This is a genomic window from Serratia sp. CY47444, from assembly GCF_052168635.1.
GTDB classification, from domain to species: Bacteria; Pseudomonadota; Gammaproteobacteria; order Enterobacterales; family Enterobacteriaceae; genus Serratia; species Serratia bockelmannii.
The window spans coordinates 23,939-43,924 of the sequence record NZ_JBJNMH010000021.1; the positions used below are offsets into that span (position 1 = coordinate 23,939).

General features: G+C 60.1%; 20 protein-coding genes. 14 read left to right on the forward strand and 6 right to left on the reverse strand.

The window, feature by feature from the left end; genetic code table 11:
* Nucleotide 1: 1 nt before the first annotated feature.
* Complete coding sequence (gene metB / locus ACJ8IL_RS21450) at nt 2-1,162, reverse strand: cystathionine gamma-synthase (RefSeq protein ID WP_025304659.1); 1,161 nt, start codon at nt 1,160-1,162, stop codon at nt 2-4.
* A gap of 304 nt (nt 1,163-1,466) precedes the next feature.
* On the opposite strand from metB, the gene metJ reads away from it, so the two are divergent.
* Nucleotides 1,467-1,784, forward strand: a complete 318-nt coding sequence (gene metJ, locus ACJ8IL_RS21455; protein WP_006317756.1) for a met regulon transcriptional regulator MetJ — start codon at nt 1,467-1,469, stop codon at nt 1,782-1,784.
* A gap of 77 nt (nt 1,785-1,861) precedes the next feature.
* Here metJ and rpmE read toward each other — a convergent pair whose 3' ends face one another.
* Nucleotides 1,862-2,077 (reverse strand): 50S ribosomal protein L31, encoded by a 216-nt coding sequence (gene rpmE / locus ACJ8IL_RS21460; protein WP_004931078.1) that lies wholly within the window; start codon nt 2,075-2,077, stop codon nt 1,862-1,864.
* A 199-nt stretch (nt 2,078-2,276) separates the two neighbouring features.
* Here rpmE and priA point away from each other — a divergent pair, with 199 nt between their 5' ends.
* The 7 genes from priA (at nt 2,277) to rraA (ending at nt 10,351) form a co-directional block, all read left to right on the forward strand.
* Nucleotides 2,277-4,472, forward strand: coding sequence for a primosomal protein N' (gene priA, locus ACJ8IL_RS21465; RefSeq protein ID WP_346421478.1), 2,196 nt, complete (start codon nt 2,277-2,279; stop codon nt 4,470-4,472).
* A 291-nt stretch (nt 4,473-4,763) separates the two neighbouring features.
* Nucleotides 4,764-5,792, forward strand: coding sequence for a DNA-binding transcriptional regulator CytR (gene cytR / locus ACJ8IL_RS21470; protein WP_025304661.1), 1,029 nt, complete (start codon nt 4,764-4,766; stop codon nt 5,790-5,792).
* A gap of 65 nt (nt 5,793-5,857) precedes the next feature.
* A complete protein-coding gene (gene ftsN / locus ACJ8IL_RS21475) occupies nt 5,858-6,796 on the forward strand; it encodes a cell division protein FtsN (RefSeq protein WP_442516822.1) in 939 nt (312 codons plus the stop codon).
* 102 nt (nt 6,797-6,898) lie between these two features.
* Nucleotides 6,899-7,429 carry an ATP-dependent protease subunit HslV gene (hslV, locus tag ACJ8IL_RS21480; RefSeq protein WP_004931085.1) on the forward strand — a complete coding sequence of 177 codons (531 nt, stop codon included), beginning with the start codon at nt 6,899-6,901 and terminating at the stop codon, nt 7,427-7,429.
* 12 nt (nt 7,430-7,441) lie between these two features.
* Nucleotides 7,442-8,776 (forward strand): HslU--HslV peptidase ATPase subunit, encoded by a 1,335-nt coding sequence (hslU, locus tag ACJ8IL_RS21485; protein WP_025304663.1) that lies wholly within the window; start codon nt 7,442-7,444, stop codon nt 8,774-8,776.
* Nucleotides 8,777-8,872: 96 nt separating this feature from the next.
* A complete protein-coding gene (locus ACJ8IL_RS21490) occupies nt 8,873-9,790 on the forward strand; it encodes a 1,4-dihydroxy-2-naphthoate polyprenyltransferase (RefSeq protein ID WP_015379416.1) in 918 nt (305 codons plus the stop codon).
* 75 nt (nt 9,791-9,865) lie between these two features.
* A complete protein-coding gene (gene rraA / locus ACJ8IL_RS21495) occupies nt 9,866-10,351 on the forward strand; it encodes a ribonuclease E activity regulator RraA (RefSeq protein WP_004931090.1) in 486 nt (161 codons plus the stop codon).
* Nucleotides 10,352-10,411: 60 nt separating this feature from the next.
* On the opposite strand, the gene zapB is transcribed toward rraA, so the two are convergent.
* Nucleotides 10,412-10,651 (reverse strand): septal ring assembly protein ZapB, encoded by a 240-nt coding sequence (gene zapB, locus ACJ8IL_RS21500; protein WP_004931092.1) that lies wholly within the window; start codon nt 10,649-10,651, stop codon nt 10,412-10,414.
* 524 nt (nt 10,652-11,175) lie between these two features.
* Between zapB and ACJ8IL_RS21505 the strand changes: the two genes are divergently transcribed.
* The 3 genes from ACJ8IL_RS21505 (at nt 11,176) to glpX (ending at nt 14,715) form a co-directional block, all read left to right on the forward strand.
* Nucleotides 11,176-12,021 (forward strand): MIP/aquaporin family protein, encoded by an 846-nt coding sequence (locus ACJ8IL_RS21505; protein WP_049195738.1) that lies wholly within the window; start codon nt 11,176-11,178, stop codon nt 12,019-12,021.
* Between the two features lie 42 nt (nt 12,022-12,063).
* The gene (glpK, locus tag ACJ8IL_RS21510) at nt 12,064-13,572 is read left to right on the forward strand and encodes a glycerol kinase GlpK (protein WP_025304664.1); all 1,509 of its coding nucleotides are present in this window, start codon (nt 12,064-12,066) and stop codon (nt 13,570-13,572) included.
* Nucleotides 13,573-13,704: 132 nt separating this feature from the next.
* Nucleotides 13,705-14,715 carry a class II fructose-bisphosphatase gene (glpX, locus tag ACJ8IL_RS21515; RefSeq protein ID WP_025304665.1) on the forward strand — a complete coding sequence of 337 codons (1,011 nt, stop codon included), beginning with the start codon at nt 13,705-13,707 and terminating at the stop codon, nt 14,713-14,715.
* A gap of 40 nt (nt 14,716-14,755) precedes the next feature.
* On the opposite strand, the gene tehA is transcribed toward glpX, so the two are convergent.
* Together tehA and emrD are read right to left on the reverse strand one after the other, a co-directional pair.
* Nucleotides 14,756-15,730 (reverse strand): dicarboxylate transporter/tellurite-resistance protein TehA, encoded by a 975-nt coding sequence (tehA, locus tag ACJ8IL_RS21520; RefSeq protein ID WP_141971943.1) that lies wholly within the window; start codon nt 15,728-15,730, stop codon nt 14,756-14,758.
* Between the two features lie 135 nt (nt 15,731-15,865).
* Nucleotides 15,866-17,050 carry a multidrug efflux MFS transporter EmrD gene (gene emrD, locus ACJ8IL_RS21525; protein WP_025304666.1) on the reverse strand — a complete coding sequence of 395 codons (1,185 nt, stop codon included), beginning with the start codon at nt 17,048-17,050 and terminating at the stop codon, nt 15,866-15,868.
* A gap of 297 nt (nt 17,051-17,347) precedes the next feature.
* On the opposite strand from emrD, the gene ACJ8IL_RS21530 reads away from it, so the two are divergent.
* A complete protein-coding gene (locus ACJ8IL_RS21530) occupies nt 17,348-17,959 on the forward strand; it encodes a helix-turn-helix transcriptional regulator (protein WP_442516823.1) in 612 nt (203 codons plus the stop codon).
* A 3-nt stretch (nt 17,960-17,962) separates the two neighbouring features.
* Nucleotides 17,963-18,709 (forward strand): ferredoxin--NADP(+) reductase, encoded by a 747-nt coding sequence (gene fpr, locus ACJ8IL_RS21535; RefSeq protein WP_442516824.1) that lies wholly within the window; start codon nt 17,963-17,965, stop codon nt 18,707-18,709.
* An 11-nt stretch (nt 18,710-18,720) separates the two neighbouring features.
* On the opposite strand, the gene ACJ8IL_RS21540 is transcribed toward fpr, so the two are convergent.
* Nucleotides 18,721-19,140, reverse strand: a complete 420-nt coding sequence (locus ACJ8IL_RS21540; RefSeq protein WP_197781697.1) for a DUF805 domain-containing protein — start codon at nt 19,138-19,140, stop codon at nt 18,721-18,723.
* 199 nt (nt 19,141-19,339) lie between these two features.
* Between ACJ8IL_RS21540 and ACJ8IL_RS21545 the strand changes: the two genes are divergently transcribed.
* Complete coding sequence (locus tag ACJ8IL_RS21545; RefSeq protein ID WP_025304668.1) at nt 19,340-19,924, forward strand: DUF1454 family protein; 585 nt, start codon at nt 19,340-19,342, stop codon at nt 19,922-19,924.
* The last annotated feature ends 62 nt before the right edge of the window (nt 19,925-19,986 follow it).

A 19,986-nucleotide genomic window follows, 5' to 3' on the forward strand; every position in this document is an offset into this window, starting at 1 on the left:
CTTACCTCGTTGCCGCCGCCTGGAAAGCGCGTTCCAGATCGGCAATCAAATCTTCACTGTCTTCAATACCCACGGAAATGCGCAGCAGGCTCTCGGAGATGCCGGCCGCTGCCCGCGCCTCCGCCGCCATGCCGGCGTGGGTCATGGTCGCTGCATGCGAGATCAGGCTTTCTACGCCGCCCAGCGATTCTGCCAGAGTAAACAGCTCAAGGGCAGAGAGAAAACGGCGCAGCACCGCTTCATCGCCGTCCAGTTCAAAACTCAGCATCGCGCCGAAACCACGCTGCTGCCGGCGGGCGATCTCATGCCCCGGATTTTCCGGCAGGGAGGGATGATACAGCTTTTTCACCAGCGGTTGCTGCTGTAAATAACCGACAATCGCTTCGGCGTTTTGCTGCGCCGCCTTGATGCGCGGCGACAGCGTGCGCATGCCGCGCAGCAGCAGATAGCTGTCGAACGCACCGCCGGTTACACCGATATTGTTCGCCCACCAAGCCAATTCGACCGCCAGCTCGGGATCTTTGGCAATCACCGCGCCGGCCACCACGTCCGAATGCCCATTCAGGTATTTGGTGCAAGAATGGACCACCAGATCGGCACCGAGTTCGATCGGCTGTTGCAGGGCCGGGCTGAGGAAGGTGTTGTCCACCACCGTCAACGCGCCCGCCGCGTGCGCGGCGGCGCAGATCGCCGCGATATCCACCACCCGCAGCAGCGGATTGCTGGGGCTTTCAATCAGCACCAGCTTCGGCTTTTGCGCCAGCGCCTGCTGCAGGGCGGCTTCATTACCCTGATCGACGAACAGCACGCGATAGGCGCCGCGCTTGCTCAGGCTGTCGAACAACCGATAGCTGCCGCCGTAGCAGTCGTGCGGCGCCACCAGCAGATCGCCGGGCTTCAGCAGCACAGTGGTCACCAGATGGATCGCCGACATCCCGCTGCCGGTCATCACCGCGCCGGCACCGCCTTCCAGCTCCGCCAACGCACGTTGCACCACGTCGCGCGTCGGGTTGCCGCGGCGCGAGTAGTCATGGGCTCGGGGTTGGTTGAAGTCGGTAAAGTTATAGGTGCTGGACAGATGAATCGGCGGGACGACGCAGCCGTACTGTTCGTCATCGTTCAGGCCGCTGCGTACGGCAATCGTGGCTGGTTTACGCGTCATGGTCTCGCTCGGCTCTCGGTTCGGTGAATGAGGCCTAAAGAGTAATCGCAGGATTGATAGACGTCAATACATCTGGACATCTAAACTTCTTTGCGTATAGATTGAGCAATGACACAATACCCGCTAAAATTATGCCGATATGACATGACGATAAGATGTTAAGCGGCAATGCCTGACCGAAGCGGGGCATTCAGTGACCCTGGTCGCGTAAAATTGACATTTATTTAGTGAGAACAGTGAAGATCGGGCATAATTGGCCGGTTTTTAGAATTTTGTAATTTTTCTGACAAAGTTAAGGTGTCCCATGGCTGAGTGGAACGGCGAGTATGTCAGCCCTTACGCTGAACACGGTAAAAAAAGCGAGCAAGTCAAAAAGATCACGGTATCCATTCCGCTGAAGGTCCTGAAAATCCTCACCGACGAACGGACCCGTCGCCAGGTGAACAACCTGCGCCACGCCACCAACAGCGAACTGCTGTGCGAAGCGTTTCTGCATGCCTTTACCGGCCAGCCGCTGCCGAACGATGAAGACCTGCGCAAAGAGCGCAGCGATGAAATCCCGGAAGCCGCAAAAGTGTTGATGCGCGAACTGGGTGTCGATCCCGATACCTGGGAATATTGAGAACCGCCCGGCGAACGCCGGCGGCAGAAACGAAAAAAGGCGCCAAAGGCGCCTTTTTCATCGGACGATAAGAAATCTTATTTCTTAGCGCCTGGTACGCTGAAACGCTTGTTGAAGCGGTCAACGCGGCCACCGGTAGCAACGTCACGCTGCTTGCCAGTGTAGAACGGGTGGCATGCGCCACAAACGTCCAGGTTCAGATCGTGGCCCACGGTGGAGCGGATCTTCATCACGTTACCGCAAGAGCAGTTAGCAGTAACTTCTTCGTATTTTGGGTGGATACCTTGTTTCATGGGAAACCTCAGTTAAGGCCGTGTCGCTATCCAGCCCTGTTTCGCCAGACACCACACGTGGTTGATAATAGAATTTTGGTATCGAATTATACCAAAGGCGGCAAATTATACAGCATTAGCCGAGGCGCGCAATCGGAACCGTACATTTGCCGATGCGCCGTGTAAACTGATGCCCACTTTTTTCAATTTGGATGAGATCATGCCCGTCGTACACGTTGCCTTACCGGTCCCCCTCGCCCGCACCTTCGACTATCTGCTGCCGCCCGGCATGCAGCCGGTGGCCGGCGCGCGCGTGGGCGTGCCCTGGGGCAGGCAGCATGCGATCGGCATCGTCACCGGCTGCAGCGACACCAGCGAACTGCCGCTGGATAAGCTCAAACCGATCGACAGCGTGATCGACACGGAATCGCTGTTCTCCCCCAGCCTGTGGCGCATCCTGCGCTGGGCCAGCGATTACTATCACTACCCCATCGGCGAAGTGCTGTTTCACGCGCTGCCGATCCTGCTGCGGCAAGGCAAACCGGCCGAAGCCGCGCCGCTGTGGCAATGGTTCGCCACCGAAGAGGGGCGCGCCACCCCACCCGAAAGCCTGAAACGCGCGCCGAAACAGCAGCAGGCGCTGGCGGCGCTGCTGCAACGCCCGGTCTATCGCCATCAGGTCAGCCAGTTGGAGCTGACGGAAAGCGCCCTGCAGGCGCTGCGCGCCAAAGGGCTGATCGATCTGCGCGCTCAGGTCGCGGATACGCACGACTGGCGCCCCAACTTCGCGGTGCTCGGCGAACGGCTGCGGCTGAATACCGAACAGGCCACCGCCGTCGGGGCGATCAGAAGCGAGGATGAGCAGTTCGCCGCCTGGCTGCTGGCCGGGGTGACCGGCTCAGGCAAGACCGAGGTGTACCTCAGCGTGCTGGAAAACGTGCTGGCCAAAGGCCGACAGGCGCTGGTGCTGGTACCGGAAATCGGCCTGACGCCGCAAACCATCGCCCGCTTTCGCGAGCGCTTCAACGCGCCGGTGGACGTGCTGCACTCCGGGTTGAACGACAGCGAGCGGCTGGCGGTTTGGCTGCGCGCGCGCAGCGGCGAAGCCGCCATCGTCATCGGCACCCGTTCGGCGCTGTTCACGCCATTCCGGCAGCTGGGCGTGATCATCATCGACGAAGAGCACGACAGCTCTTATAAACAGCAGGAAGGCTGGCGCTACCACGCCCGCGATCTGGCGGTGTTCCGCGCCCGGGAAGAAGACATCCCGATGGTGATGGGCTCCGCCACGCCGGCACTGGAAACGCTGCACAACGTGCAACTGGGCAAATATCGCCAGTTGAAGCTCACCCAGCGCGCGGGCAACGCCAAACCGGCGGCGCAGCACCTGATCGATCTGAAAGGGCTGCCGCTGAAGGTCGGCCTGTCGCAACCGCTTTTGAAAAGCATGCAGCACCATTTAAAAGCCGGCAACCAGGTGATGCTGTTCCTCAACCGCCGCGGTTACGCCCCGGCGCTGCTGTGCCACGAGTGCGGTTGGATCGCCGAGTGCCAGCGCTGCGATCACTACTACACCTTCCACCAGCATCAGCGTCAGCTGCGCTGCCACCACTGCGACAGCCAGCGACCGGTGCCGCACCAGTGCCCACAGTGCGGATCCACCCATCTGGTGTCGGTCGGCGTCGGCACCGAACAGCTGGAGCATGAGCTGGCGCCGCTGTTCCCCGACACGCCGATCACCCGCATCGATCGTGACACCACCAGCCGCAAAGGATCGCTGGAGCAACACCTGGCGGATATTCATCGCGGCGAAGCGCGCATTCTGATCGGCACACAGATGCTCGCCAAAGGCCACCATTTTCCCGACGTCACGCTGGTGGCGTTGCTGGACGTGGACGGCGCGCTGTTCTCCGCCGACTTCCGCTCCGCCGAGCGTTTCGCTCAGCTGTATACCCAGGTCTCCGGGCGTGCCGGCCGCGCGGGCAAACAGGGTGAAGTGCTGCTGCAAACCCACCATCCGGAGCACCCGCTGCTGCAGGTGCTGCTGCAACAGGGTTACGACGCCTTCGCCAAACAGACGCTGGCGGAGCGCAACAGCGTGTTTCTGCCGCCTTACACCAGCCACATCATCGTGCGCGCCGAAGATCACGACAACCAGCAGGCCCCGTTGTTCTTGCAGCAGCTGCGCAATCTGTTGGAAGCCAGCCCGCTGAAGGACGACTCGCTGTGGGTGATGGGCCCGGTGCCGGCGCTGCAGTCGAAACGCGGCGGCCGTTTCCGCTGGCAGCTGTTGCTGCAACATCCGACGCGGCGCGTCCTGCAACAGCTGATGAAAAGCTCGCTGCCGCTGATCGGCACCCTGCCGCAAACGCGCAAGGTGAAATGGACGCTGGATGTCGATCCGATCGACAGCTGATCCCGGAAAAGTCCGATTTAGCTGCCGCAGTGCAAACGTTTACCCTTGAAATTGCGAGCGAACGCTAAAAAACCTTCTCAGGTCACATTTTTTATGCAAATTAGGTAACAAAGGCGGGGCGTATTCTGTTTAGAATGTCTGCGAGGGCAAATTTTGTCGCCACATCGCAGCGCGACGGAGTGCCCGAACGCGAGTGGCGCTCAATGACAACAATCTCGCCACCGCATGCCGGACATTGTGAGCAAACAGCAGTAGTGGCGTCGGCATGGGGCTGACGCAAGGAGAAAGGCGTTGGAACACAAGAAAGAGTTATCCATGGCGACCATGAAAGACGTCGCCGAAATGGCGGGCGTTTCAACGGCTACCGTATCGCGTGCGCTGATGAACCCGGAAAAGGTGTCAACGCCGACGCGCCAGAAGGTGGAACAGGCCGTCCTGGCCGTGGGTTATTCTCCTCATGCTCTGTCACGCAATATCAAGCGCAACGAATCCCGCACCATCCTGGTGATCGTGCCCGACATCTGCGATCCGTTTTTCGCCGATGTGATCCAGGGGATCGAACAGACCGCCGCCCAACAAGGCTATCTGGTGCTGATCGGCGACTGCGCGCAGCAAAACCAGCAAGAACGCACCTTCGTCAATCTGATCATCACCAAACAGATCGACGGCATGCTGCTGCTGGGCTCTAACCTGCCGTTCGACGCCAGCAAGGAAGAGCAGCGCAACCTGCCGCCGATGGTGATGGCCAACGAGTTCGCGCCCGAGCTGGAACTGCCGACGGTGCATATCGACAACCTGACCGCCGCCTTTGAAGCCGTGCATTATTTGCATCAACTGGGCCACCGGCAGATCGCCTGCGTCGCCGGGCCGGAACAGATGCCGCTGAGCCATTATCGGCTACAGGGTTACGTTCAAGCGCTACGTCGTAATGGCATTACCGTCGAAAGCAGCTATATTACCCGGGGTGATTTTACCTACGAAGCCGGCGCGCAAGCGCTGACCCAGCTGATGGCTCAGCCGAAACCGCCGACGGCGGTATTCTGCCACAGCGATGTCATGGCGATCGGCGTGCTGTCCCAGGCGAAGAAAATGGGGCTGCGGGTACCGCAGGATCTGTCGATCGTCGGCTTTGACGACCTCAAGCTGGCGCAATATTGCGATCCGCCGCTGACCACGGTGGCGCAGCCGCGTTTCCAGATAGGCCAACAGGCGATGTTATTGCTGTTGGAGCAGTTGAACGGCCAGACGGTGGCCAGCGGCTCCCGGCTGTTGGACAGTGAATTGATTATCAGAGGCAGCACCGCTGCCCCGAAACGCTAGTCAAATATTTTAGGGTTCAGTAACATGACGGACTTATCCTCTCATCAGGACACAGCGGAATAATAGTGGCACAAAAAGACTATGTAAGCCGTGGGCGCGCAGCAGGAGCTAAGCGTAAAACCCCCAGCCGTAAAAAACGCAGTTCTCCGAAGGTTTCCAAAACCGTGCTGGCGTTAGCCGCCGCGTTGCTGGTTATCTTTGTCGGTGGCCTCTATTTCATTACCCACAACAAGCCGGAAGACGCGCCGTTGTTGCCTGCGCACACCACGCGCCCCGGCAACGGCCTGCCGCCGAAGCCGGAAGAGCGCTGGCGCTACATCAAAGAGCTGGAAAACCGGCAGATCGGCGTGCAAACACCGACCGAACCGACGGCCGGCGGCGAGCTCAATTCCAAAACTCAGCTGACCGCCGAACAGCGGCAGTTGCTGGAGCAGATGCAGGCCGACATGCAGCAGCGCCCGACGCAGCTGAACGAAGTGCCGTATAACGATCCGGGCCAGGTCAACGCGCGCAGTAACCGCCAGCAGCAGCAGATGCAACAACAGCAAATGCAGCAGCAGCCGGTACAGCAGCAGCAGGTTACCCAGGCGCCGCGCAACCCATTCAACAACGGGGCCACCACCGCGCCGGTGCAGCAGCACCAGCAGCCGAAGCCGGTCACCCCACCGCCGGTGCAGGTGAAACAGCCTGAGCCGAAGCCGCAACCGAAGCCGGAGCCGGAGCCGAAACCGGAAGTGAAACAGGAAACGGCCAAGCAGGAAACCAAACCGGAGTCGAAGCAGAAGTGGATGGTGCAATGCGGTTCGTTCCGCGCCACCGATCAGGCTGAATCCGTGCGTGCGCGCCTGGCGTTCGAAGGCATCGAGAGCCGCATCACCGCCGGCGGCGGCTGGAATCGCGTGGTGCTCGGCCCCTACAGCAGCCGCGCCGCAGCGGACAAAACCCTTTCGCGCCTGAAGGGCGTCGGCATGTCGAGTTGCATTCCCCTCTCCGTTGGGGGTTGAAAAGCGTCAATCCCCCCCCATCTATACTCTCAATATGCCTCGTAGCGTCTGCGAAAGCAGGCGCTGCGGGGACTTCTTTCCGTCTTTAACGAGGGTCTGCTCGTGACAACAATTGTAAGCGTACGCCGCAACGGCCAGGTCGTCATCGGTGGTGATGGCCAGGCAACCCTGGGTAATACGGTGATGAAGGGTAACGTCAAGAAAGTGCGTCGCCTGTATAACGACAAAGTGATCGCCGGTTTCGCCGGTGGCACCGCTGACGCCTTCACGCTGTTTGAACTGTTTGAACGCAAACTGGAAATGCATCAGGGCCACCTGGTGAAAGCCGCCGTGGAGCTGGCGAAAGATTGGCGCACCGACCGCATGTTGCGCAAGCTCGAAGCGCTGCTGGCAGTCGCTGATGAAACCGCTTCGCTGATCATCACCGGCAACGGCGATGTGGTGCAGCCGGAAAACGATCTGATCGCCATCGGTTCCGGCGGCCCGTACGCTCAGGCCGCCGCCCGCGCCATGTTGGAAAATACCGAGCTGAGCGCCCGCGATATCGTTGAGAAATCCCTCAACATCGCCGGTGACATCTGTATTTACACCAACCATTTCCACACCATTGAAGAATTGCCTTCCAAAGCGTAAGGATCGAATACCATGTCTGAAATGACCCCGCGCGAGATCGTCAGCGAACTGGACAGCTATATCATTGGCCAAAACAAGGCCAAACGCGCTGTCGCCATTGCCCTGCGCAACCGCTGGCGCCGGATGCAGCTCAACGAGATGCTGCGCCACGAAGTGACCCCGAAAAACATTCTGATGATCGGCCCGACCGGCGTCGGTAAAACCGAAATCGCCCGTCGTCTGGCGAAGCTGGCCAACGCGCCGTTCATCAAGGTTGAAGCCACCAAGTTCACCGAAGTGGGCTATGTGGGCAAAGAAGTGGACTCCATCATCCGCGATCTGACCGATGCTGCCATCAAAATGGTGCGTATGCAGTCGATCGAGAAAAACCGCACCCGTGCCGAAGAGTTGGCCGAAGAGCGCATTCTCGACGTGCTGATCCCGCCGGCCAAGAACAACTGGGGCCAGCCGGAAGAGCATCAGGAGCCGTCCGCCGCCCGTCAGGCATTCCGCAAGAAACTGCGCGAAGGCCAGCTGGACGACAAAGAGATCGAAATCGATCTGGCCGCCGCGCCGATGGGCGTGGAAATCATGGCGCCTCCGGGCATGGAAGAGATGACCAACCAGTTGCAGTCGATGTTCCAGAACCTCGGCGGCCAGAAGCAAAAGCCGCGCAAGGTGAAGATCAAAGAAGCCTTCAAGCTGCTGGTGGAAGAAGAAGCCGCCAAGCTGGTGAACCCGGAAGAGCTGAAAGAGCAGGCGATCGAAGCGGTTGAACAGCACGGCATCGTGTTTATCGATGAGATCGACAAAATCTGTAAGCGCGGCGGCCAGAGCTCCGGCCCGGACGTCTCGCGCGAAGGCGTGCAACGCGATCTGCTGCCGCTGGTGGAAGGCTGCACCGTGTCCACCAAACACGGTATGGTGAAGACCGACCACATCCTGTTCATCGCTTCCGGCGCGTTCCAGACCGCCAATCCGTCGGATCTTATCCCGGAACTGCAGGGCCGTCTGCCGATCCGCGTTGAGCTGCAGGCGCTGACTACCGAAGACTTCGAGCGCATCCTGACCGAGCCGAGCGCATCGCTGACCGAACAGTACAAAGCGCTGATGGGCACCGAAGGCGTCAATATCGAATTCACCGCCGACGGCATCCGCCGCATCGCCGAAGCCGCGTGGCAGGTCAACGAAAGCACCGAGAACATCGGCGCGCGTCGTCTGCACACCGTGCTGGAGCGTCTGATGGAAGATATTTCCTACGATGCGAGTGAAATTAATGGCCAATCCATTACAATTGATGCGGATTACGTGCGCAGTCATCTGGATGAACTGGTGGCGGATGAAGATTTGAGTCGTTTTATCCTATAATCGCTCAATCATTGTCTTGTCAGTCATCTGTGTGGGAGGCATTGCCTCCCACAATTATTTCTAACGGACACCGCAACTTACTGACAGAAGCGAAACATGAGCTCATCAACCTCCACCACCCCGATTTCCGCCTGGCTGGAAAGTCTACGCCCCCGCACCCTGCCGTTGGCCTTTGCCTCCATCGTAGTCGGCTCGGCGATCGCCGCCTGGCACGGCAGCCTGAAACCTGAAGTGGCGCTGCTGGCGCTGTTGACCGCCGGTCTGCTGCAGATCCTCTCCAACCTGGCTAACGACTACGGCGATGCGGTCAAAGGCAGCGACAAAGAAGATCGCATCGGGCCCTTGCGCGGCATGCAAAAAGGCATGATCACCCAGGCGCAGATGAAACGGGCATTGGTGGTGACGGTGGTGCTGATCGCCCTCGCCGGCTGTTCGCTGATCGCCGTCGCCTGCGAGCAACCCAGCGACGTGGTGGGCTTCCTGGTGCTGGGCGGGCTGTCTATCGTGGCGGCCATCACCTATACCGTCGGCAATAAGCCCTACGGGTATTTGGGGCTGGGCGACATCTCGGTGCTGGTGTTCTTCGGCTGGCTGAGCGTGGCCGGCACCTACTATTTGCAAACGCACACCTTCGACAGCGTCGTGATGCTGCCGGCCACCGCCTGTGGCCTGCTGGCGACGGCGGTGCTCAACATCAACAATCTGCGCGATATCGAGAGCGATCGCGAAAACGGCAAGAATACGCTGGCGGTGCGTCTCGGCCCGCACAAGGCGCGCATTTACCATGCCCTGCTGCTCGGCGGCGCGGTGCTGTGTTTCGCGCTGTTTACGCTGTTCAACCTCCACAGTCCGTGGGGTTGGCTGTTCGTGCTGGCGATCCCGCTGCTGGTGCGCCACGGCCTGCGCGTGCTGCGCGATCCGACGCCGGTCGGCATGCGGCCGATGCTGGAGCACATGGTCAAGGCGGCGTTGCTGGCCAACCTGCTGTTCGCCATCGGCGTGGCGCTCAGTTAAAAACTGATGATTTTGCCAACAGGGCGAATAAAGGGATATACTGAACATTCCTGCGGCAAACAGACGTAAAATCCTATGAAATACGATACTTCCGAACTTTGCGACATCTATCATGAAGAGGTGAACGTTGTTGAACCTCTGTTCTCCAATTTTGGCGGGCGTACTTCATTTGGCGGGCAGATCACCACGGTGAAATGCTTTGAGGATAACGGCCTGTTATTCGATCTGCTTGAAGAAAACGGCCGCGGCCGCGTGCTGTTGGTCGACGGCGGCGGTTCGGTTCGCCGGGCGCTGATCAACGCCGAACTGGCGCGCCTGGCCGCCCAGAACGAATGGGAAGGCATCGTGGTGTACGGCGCGGTGCGCCAGGTGGACGATCTGGAAGAGCTCGACATCGGCATTCAGGCGATGGCGGCGATCCCGGCGGGTGCCGTAAGCGAAGGCGTGGGCGAAAGCGATATCCGCGTCAACTTCGGTGGCGTCACCTTCTTCTCCGGCGATCACCTGTATGCCGACAACACCGGCATCATCCTCTCCGAAGACCCGCTCGACATCGAGTGATTTTCGGACATGAAAAAGGGCGCCTGAGGCGCCCTTTTCGTTGCTGCATGACGTGAGGAATCAGACCTCTTCCATTTTGCCCAGCAGCGCGCGCAGGCGATCTTGCCATACGTGCTGTTCTTCTTTCAGCTGTTGGTTTTCGCGCACCAGCGCTTCGTGGTTGCCGGAGGCAGCCTGAACTTCCTGCGACAGAGAGTTGTTTTTGTCTTTCAGCTCTTCAATTTCCATCTGCAACAAGGTGATGGTATCAATCGCCTGCTGTACTTTTGCTTCCAGTTTCTCAAATACTTCAAATGACATGCTTCAGTCCCCTCATGATAGCAAGGCGTACATCTATAAGTAGCGGCCGCAACGTCGGCTGCAGCTACTGCGAATATTGCATCGCGCTCAGTGACGCGCGCCGTTACGGAAGGCGCGCCAGTCTCGATTCGTTAAAAACGATTGTAAGTAGCCAGTCTCCGCCTGTCTAGCAACATACCGGATCATCGCGCAGTCTGTTGCAATTTTCCTGCCCTCACCATCAGTAAAAACTGAAAATCCCCACCATCATCGCCGCGAGTTGTTAACAGCCCTCACCAAACCACTGGTCAGATCACACTTTTATGGCTCAGAAAGAACACTAAACGACGCGAAATCGCTCAATTTTATGACGCGCCACACACATTTTGATTTCGCTATTTCTCGTTTATGTTCGTTAACGATAAATTTACATCACGTCCTCATTCAATAATTGGACGAGATGAAAAAAAATGTGCCCATAGGCCGGATCTCTACCCAACTGAGCCTATAAACCAACAACCGCCGTTTTGCAGGACACCAACATTATGAGCCAAACCACCAGTCCGACATTAAAAGGCCAGTGCATCGCCGAGTTCCTCGGCACGGCGCTGCTGATCTTCTTTGGCGTAGGCTGCGTTGCCGCACTGAAACTGGCGGGCGCCAGCTTCGGCCAGTGGGAAATCAGCATCATTTGGGGCCTTGGCGTCGCCATGGCCATCTATCTGACCGCCGCCATTTCCGGCGCGCATCTCAACCCAGCGGTCACCCTCGCCCTGTGGCTGTTCGCCTGCTTCGACGGGCGCAAAGTGGTGCCTTACATCATTGCGCAGATCGCCGGCGCCTTCTGCGCCGCTGCCCTGGTCTATGGGCTGTACTACAACCTGTTCTTCGACTTCGAAGCGGCGCACCACATGGTGCGCGGCAGCAACGAAAGCCTCGAACTGGCCAGCATCTTCTCGACTTACCCTAACGCGCACATCTCCGTCGGCCAGGCCTTCCTGGTAGAAATGGTGATCGCGGCAATCCTGATGTGCCTGATCCTGGCGCTGACCGACGACGGCAACGGCATCCCGCGCGGCCCGCTGGCACCGCTGCTGATCGGTATTCTGATTGCCGTGATCGGCGCCTCCATGGGACCATTGACCGGCTTTGCGTTGAACCCGGCGCGTGACTTCGGCCCGAAACTGTTCGCCTACCTGGCCGGCTGGGGCAAAGTCGCCTTCACCGGCGCACGCGACATCCCATACTTCCTGGTGCCGATCTTCGCTCCTATCGTCGGCTGTGGCCTGGGCGCTTTCGGTTACCGCGCGCTGATTGGCCGCCACCTGCCGTGCGACGTCTGCGTGACGGAAGAAGAGCCCGACGCCAAGACCCAGCAGCGCAAAGCGTGATGGGTGCAGTTTTACACGGTTAACAACAGCAGGATAATTACCATGACTGTAGAAAAAAAATACATTGTCGCACTCGACCAAGGGACCACCAGCTCACGCGCCGTCGTGCTCGATCACGACGCCAACATCGTTGCGGTATCGCAACGCGAATTCCCGCAGATCTATCCAAAGGCCGGCTGGGTTGAGCACGACCCGATGGAGATCTGGGCGTCGCAAAGCTCGACGTTGGTAGAAGTGCTGGCGAAAGCCGACATCAATTCCGATCAGATCGCCGGCATCGGCATCACCAACCAGCGCGAAACCACCATCGTCTGGGAAAAAGAGACCGGCAAGCCGGTCTACAACGCCATCGTCTGGCAGTGCCGCCGCACCGCCGACATCTGTGAGAAGCTCAAACGCGACGGCCTGGAAGAGTACATCCGTCACAACACCGGCCTGGTGGTTGACCCGTACTTCTCCGGCACCAAGGTGAAGTGGATCCTGGACAACGTCGAAGGCGCCCGCGAGCGCGCCAAACGCGGCGAACTGCTGTTCGGCACCGTCGATACCTGGCTGGTGTGGAAGATGACCCAGGGGCGCGTACACGTCACCGATTACACCAACGCCTCACGTACCATGATGTTCAACATCCACGAGCTGGACTGGGACGAGCGCATGCTGGAAGTGCTGGATATCCCGCGCGCCATGCTGCCGAAAGTCCGTCCTTCCTCCGAGGTGTACGGCCAGACCAACATCGGCGGTAAGGGCGGCACGCGTATTCCTATCGCCGGTATCGCCGGTGACCAGCAAGCGGCATTGTACGGCCAGCTGTGCGTTCAACCGGGCATGGCGAAGAACACCTACGGCACCGGCTGCTTCCTGCTGATGAACACCGGCAAAGAAGCGGTGCGTTCGAAAAACGGCCTGCTGACCACCATCGCCTGCGGCCCACGCGGCGAAGTGAACTATGCGCTGGAAGGCGCGGTGTTCATCGGCGGTGCGTCTATCCAGTGGCTGCGCGACGAGCTGAAACTGATCAGCGACGCCGCCGACTCCGAATATTTCGCCACCAAAGTGAAAGACAGCAACGGCGTCTACGTGGTGCCGGCCTTCACCGGCCTGGGCGCGCCCTACTGGGATCCGTATGCCCGCGGCGCCATCTTTGGCCTGACCCGCGGCGCCAACAGCAACCACATCATCCGCGCCACGCTGGAATCCATCGCCTTCCAGACTCGCGACGTGCTGGACGCCATGCAGGCCGACGCCAACACCCGCCTGCAATCGCTGCGCGTGGACGGCGGCGCGGTCGCCAACAACTTCCTGATGCAGTTCCAGTCCGATATCCTCGGCACCCGCGTAGAGCGCCCTGAAGTGCGTGAATCGACGGCGTTGGGCGCCGCGTTCCTGGCGGGCCTGGCCATCGGCTACTGGAACGATCTGGATGAGGTGAAGAGCAAAGCGGTGATTGAGCGTGAATTCCGCCCAAGCATCGAAACCACCGAACGCAACTACCGCTACAGCGGCTGGAAAAAAGCGGTGGCACGCGCGCAGGCGTGGGAAGATCACGACTAAACCCAGCCTTGCCGTTACCCCCCAAATTGCGCTGCCTGCGGGCGGCGCTTTTTTTTGCCCCGCCCCCCGCCGGCGCCGCGCTGTGATAGACTTTGCCGATATTTTCTTCCCTTTCTCACAGACAGGTTTGCCATGAAACGTGAATTAGCCATCGAATTTTCCCGCGTTACCGAAGCCGCTGCGCTGGCGGGCTACAAATGGCTGGGACGCGGCGACAAGAACGCCGCCGACGGTGCGGCGGTCCACGCCATGCGCATCATGCTCAACAAAGTGGACATCGATGGGCGCATCGTGATCGGCGAAGGCGAGATCGACGAAGCGCCGATGCTGTATATCGGCGAACAGGTCGGCAGCGGCCAGGGCGACGCGGTCGACATCGCTGTTGATCCGATCGAAGGCACCCGCATGACCGCCATGGGCCAATCCAACGCGCTGGCGGTCTTGGCGGTGGGCGATCGCGGCACCTTCCTGCACGCGCCGGACATGTACATGGAGAAGCTGGTGGTCGGCCCGGCGGCGCGCGGCGCCATCGATCTCAATCTGCCGCTGGCGGAGAACCTGCGGAACGTCGCCGCGCGGCTGAGCAAACCGCTGTCACAGCTGACGGTCATCGTGTTGGCCAAACCGCGCCACGACGGCGTCATCGCGCAGATGCAGCAGCTGGGCGTGCGGGTATTCGCCATTCCTGACGGCGACGTGGCGGCCTCCATTCTCACCTGCATGCCGGAAAGCGAGGTCGATGTGATGTACGGCATCGGCGGCGCGCCGGAAGGGGTGATCTCAGCCGCAGTGATCCGCGCGCTGGACGGCGACATGCAGGCGCGTTTGCTGCCGCGCCATAAGGTGAAAGGCGACAGCGCCGAAAACCGCCGCATCGGCGAACAGGAGCTGGCGCGCTGCCGGGAAATGGGTATCGAAGCCGGTCAGGCGCTGCGTCTGGATCAGATGGCGCGCAACGACAACGTGATCTTCTCCGCCACCGGCATCACCAAGGGCGATCTGCTGGAGGGCATCAGCCGCCAGGGCAACATGGCCACGACCGAAACCCTGCTGATCCGCGGCAAGTCGCGCACCATCCGCCGCATCCGTTCGACCCACTATCTGGATCGCAAGGACCCGGCGCTGCACGAGTTTTTGCTGTAAGCCGGCAAGAGACCGCCCCCCGCAGCCGCTGAGGGCGGGTTCATCCCGCCACCGGGGTTTTGGCGGGCAGCAGTTTTCCGCGCAACAGCAGCCACAGCGTCTTCACCATCAGGCCGATGAGCAGCAGGTTGGCCAACACGAACAGCCCCCAGGCCAGCACCTGCATCTCTTCCCCGCGCTGGCTCTGCAGCAACCGCAGCGACGCGTTCGCCATTGCCGATAAGCCGAACGAGAAAGCCCACATGCCCGGGCTGAAGCCGCCGGCAAAAAACCAACGCACCAACCTGAACATGAAGAACAGCTGCAGCAGGCCGTAGCCCAACAGGATGAGGGCGAACGTATCGAAGTCGTTGCCATTGACGCATAACCACGCGTAGCAGGCGACAAAGGCCGGAGCCAACTGAATGCCGATAACGCCGCGGGCGGCGGCCGGCAGCGCGGCCTTTGTGCGTAGACGGTGGATGATGGCGGGTTCGAGGGTCAGCCATGAAATCAAACCGGCGCCAAGAAACATCATGCCGATATCAGGGTGGCCGGAGGTGCCAAACGCCATCGCGCAGATAAAGTTAGCGGCCACCGTCGGCAAGTAAAATCCCGGCGTCGTGGCCTCCGACGCGAACTCGCCGCGCCACAATGGCGCACAGCGCCAAGCCGAGAAGATGAGCTGGCCGACGGAGCCCGCGACCATCAGCCCATTCGCCAGCGGCAGGCTGTAGGGATGCAGGCCGATGGACACCAGCACGCCGCCCGCCGGAAGCAGGCTGATAAAGCTGAACTGAGTATTGCTGCGAAACTCGTCACGCACCGCGCGTGAGTCTATCAGGCAACGGCAGAGATAGATCAGCGCCAGCGTCAGCCAGATGGCGCTGCCGAGAAAGATGAGCGACTCGCCCAGCCAGCCGGGGCCATAGCCGAGCGTGGCGGCGTATCGCCAGGCGCTGCCGAGGCCGAAAACCCCCAGAACCATCCCAAAGAAGCCGACGGGAACACGTTGAATGAACTGCAGTGATGACATAGCGAATAACCCGGAAAAACACTGTCGGTAAAGTGTATACCGATCGCCACAGCGCAGTAATAACCTGGGTCAAAACCGGCGGCATGACCTCAGCCGTCTTGCAAGACTAAGGCCTGCGCCGGTTCGGGGAGGGTGTTATGCGGTATGCCCCTGATGTTGCATCCGGTTGGACAGCGGCCACCAGCACAGCAGGATCAACAGCGCCATCGCGAACATCAGCAATCCGAGGCTGAACTGCCCGGTTTGCGGCAGCATGGCGGAAAGCCAGGTCGCGAGCCCCGATCCCATATTCTGCATGCCGCCCACCAGCGCGCCCGCTGCGCCGGCCAGGTAAGGGAACGGCTCCATCGCCCCGGTGGTCGCCAGCGGGAACAGCATACCGGCGCCGAAGAAGAACAGCGCGGCCGGCACGATCAGCGTCCAGATGTTCATCACGCCGAACCAGCCCGGGATCCACATCATCGCTCCCGCCAATAGACAGCTCAGCACCGAATGCCACATCAGGGTGTGGAAGGTTTTGCCGTCGCGCCCGGCGTACCAGGCACCGAAAAACGCCGCCGGGATCGGCAGAATGAACAGGATGCTGACGGTCAGGCCGCTCAGCCCCAACACGCCACCCATCAACACGCCGCAGCTGGCTTCAAATACCGCAATCCCCGCCAGCGCGCCGATCAGCATCACCAGATAGCAACTGAAGGTGCTGTCGCTCAGCAGCTGGCGGAAACTGGCCAGCATGCGGCGTTTTTCAGTTTGCACCGGGCGGGTTTCCGGCAACCATCGGAACATCGCGAAGGCGACGCAGGCGCACAGCGCCAGCAGGAAGGCGTAACAGGCGCGCCAGCCGAACACCATTGCCAGCGCGCCGCCGATCACCGGCGCCAGCAGCGGACTGACCAAAATCCCCATGTTCAGCAGGCTGTTGGCATAGCGCAGCGCGGTGCCGGCATACAGATCGCGCGGCATGGTGCGCGCCATCACGCCCGCCACGCCGGTGCCCATCCCCTGGATGGCGCTGGCGGCGACCAGCATCGTCAGGTTGGTGGACAGCAACGCGCCCAGCGCGCCAACCAGGAAGATCATCATACCCGTCAGGATCACCGGACGACGCCCAATACGATCCGATATTGGCCCGTAAATCAGCTGGGAGAAACCGTAGGTCAGCAGATACGCCGCCATCACCCGTTGCACGGCGCCGGTACGAACCGACAGATCGTGGGCGATATCAGCAATCACGGGAACATAAATGGTTTGCGCCATCTGGCCGACGGCGACCAACAGGATAAGCATCACCAGCAGGTGAAAGTTCTCTAGTTTTCTCATTATCTTCGTTAACGTTTCAACTCGTCACAGCGTCCCGGTATGGCCGTTGCAGCAGCCAGAACGGCGAGCAGCCCTCTATGGCGGCATAAACTAATCAAATCTGATTTTTTTAGCGAGTTTCAGGCAGATATTGATCCAGGTCACACTGGCAGCAAACCCGACCAGGCTCGTAAATTAAACTGTACGTATAACGCTTTGGAGTTAAAAATAGCGCCCTTGCAGTAGCCGGGCTTTAGCATTTAATCGATAATTATTTTCATCAACTTGAAATAAAATAACACCATAGGGATTTGGTTCATGAAAACACCTGAGCTGATTTTATTGCAGTTAAAGGCTCTCGGCCCGCACTCGGCCAAAATGCTGGCGGAGCGTCTGGACATCACGCCGATGGGCATCCGACAACATCTGCAATCCCTGGAAAAACGTGAGTTGGTTTGTTACGAAGAAGCGCGCAGCAAGGTCGGCCGCCCGACGCGCTACTGGTCGCTGACCGAACGGGGGCACGCCTATGTGGCCGCCGATCAGGCGCGACTGCGGGAATCCGCGCTGCAGCTGTTTGGCGGCGCCGGGGTGGAACCGTTGCTCAGCGCGCGCGAAGATCAGCTTTATCTGCGTTATGCCGAAGAGCTGTCCGCCGAGCGCAGCCATCAGGACCGGTTAGCCCGCCTGGTGCGCCTGCGGCAACACGACGGTTACATGGCCGAATTGCTCGATCATCCACACGGTACGCTGCTGGTGGAAAACCACTGTCCGGTCGGTGTGGCCGGCTCCAGCTGCAGCAGCCTGTGCAATTCCGAGCTACAGCTGTTTCACCGCCTGTTCGGCAACGACTACCGGGTAGAGCGCACCGCGCACGCCATTTCCGGCTCACGACATTGTGCTTATTTGATTCGACCACGGGAGCTTTAGAGTATGGCTGAATGGGTAAACGGCAAGGTTACGCAGGTAAAACAATGGACCGACGGGCTATTCAGCCTGGTGGTCAATGCCCCCATCGATCCTTTCACCGCCGGGCAATTCGCCAAACTGGCGCTGGAGATCGACGGCGAACGGGTGCAGCGCGCCTATTCCTACGTCAATGCTCCCGATGACGCCAACCTGGAGTTCTATCTGGTCACCGTGCCGGAAGGCAAACTGAGCCCGCGCCTCAATCAGCTGCGGCCAGGCTCGGACGTGATGGTGACCAAAGAAGCGGCCGGCTTCTTCGTGCTGGACGAGGTGCCCGACTGCGACACGCTGTGGATGCTGGCGACCGGCACCGCCATCGGCCCCTATTTATCGATTCTGCAACAGGGCATCGGACTGGATCGCTTTAACAACCTGGTGCTGGTGCACGCCGCGCGTTTCGCGCGCGACCTGAGCTACCTGCCGCTGATGCAGCAACTGCAACAACGCTACAACGGCAAGCTGCGCATCCAGACCGTCGTCAGCCGCGAAGAAACGCCCGGCTCACTGACCGGCCGCGTGCCGGCGCTGATCGAGGACGGCCGGCTGGAAGCGGCGACCGGCTTGACCATCGACGCCGAAACCAGCCACGTGATGCTGTGCGGCAACCCGCAAATGGTGCGGGACACCCAGCAAACGCTGAAAGACCACCGCAAAATGCGCAAACACCTGCGCCGCAAACCGGGCCACATCACCAGCGAGCACTACTGGTAACCCGGCGAGGGTCAGCGGAACTTCACCGGTTCGGCTTCCGGGCCGAACCGATTGCTCCCCGGCGTGCCGACGAAGGCACCCAGATCGATCATCATCATCACGATAATCAGCGTCGGCATGAAACGTCCGACGCCCCATTGCCAGATCGGCGCCAGCATCTGCCAGTTCCCCGCCGCCAGCATCCATGCCAGGATCAGCAACAGCGCCCACCAGCCGGCCTTGTTGCGATCGTGCAGGCGCTTGACCAGCACCGCCGCCGTCGGCCACAGCAGCGCTACGATAAAGAAGGCGATGGATTGGATGGCGATCAGCTGATAATTGGCCAGCGTAAACGCCGCCGCCATCAGCGCCAACCACAGTCCCATCCAGATCCAGAAGTCGCGCCGCCCGATGCGGCCCTTAAAAGAAAAACACCACTGTTGTAACGTCATCGATTCCTGCGCTCTAAGCCTGCCCATATTCTGCGCCGCAGTGTAACATAGGCGCTGCCGGGCCGAGTTTTCCGCCTCGCATAACGCGGCGCGCCGCACAGCTTTCTCGTCAGCGAACCGATAATGGCGTGGGATCTTTGACAAGCCCCGCGGGTTATCGCTTTAATCGGAGCCATCTTTGTCCTTGATGCCATACGCCATGCTGAGAAAAACCCTCGTTATCGCCTGCCTGCTGCAGGTGGCCGCCAGCGCCTGGGCCGATCCACCGGCCGCCGATGCGACGCCTGCCGCACCTTACCTGCTGGCCGGGGCGCCGACGTTCGATCTGACGGTGGTCAAATTCCGCGAAAAATACAATCGCGACAACCCGAAGCTGCCGATTGGCGAATTCCGCGCCATTCCCGCCACCGAAGACGATTCGCCGCTGCTGACGCGCGCCGCCAGCAAACTCAACGAAAACCTGTATGCCTCCACCGCGCTGGAGAAAGGCACCGGTAAAATCAAAACGTTGCAGATCACTCACCTGCCGCTGCAGCAGGCCAATGAAGAAAAAGCCGCGCGCGCCATCGCCATCAGCTACATGGCGGCGCTGATGCGCCAGTTCGAACCGGCGTTGACGGTGGAACAGAGCCAGAACAAGGTGAACAGCCTGCTGGAAAAAGGCAAAGGATCGCGCTTTTACCAACAGCAGGTCGGCGCCATTCGCTATGTCGTTTCGGACAACGGCGATAAAGGCGTAACCTTCGCGGTTGAACCGATTAAGCTGGCGCTTTCCGAGCCGTAACGGCGCGGCATTTAATGACGAAAAGCAAAGCCTTCGCGCTTAATGATCTCTATACTGTTGGG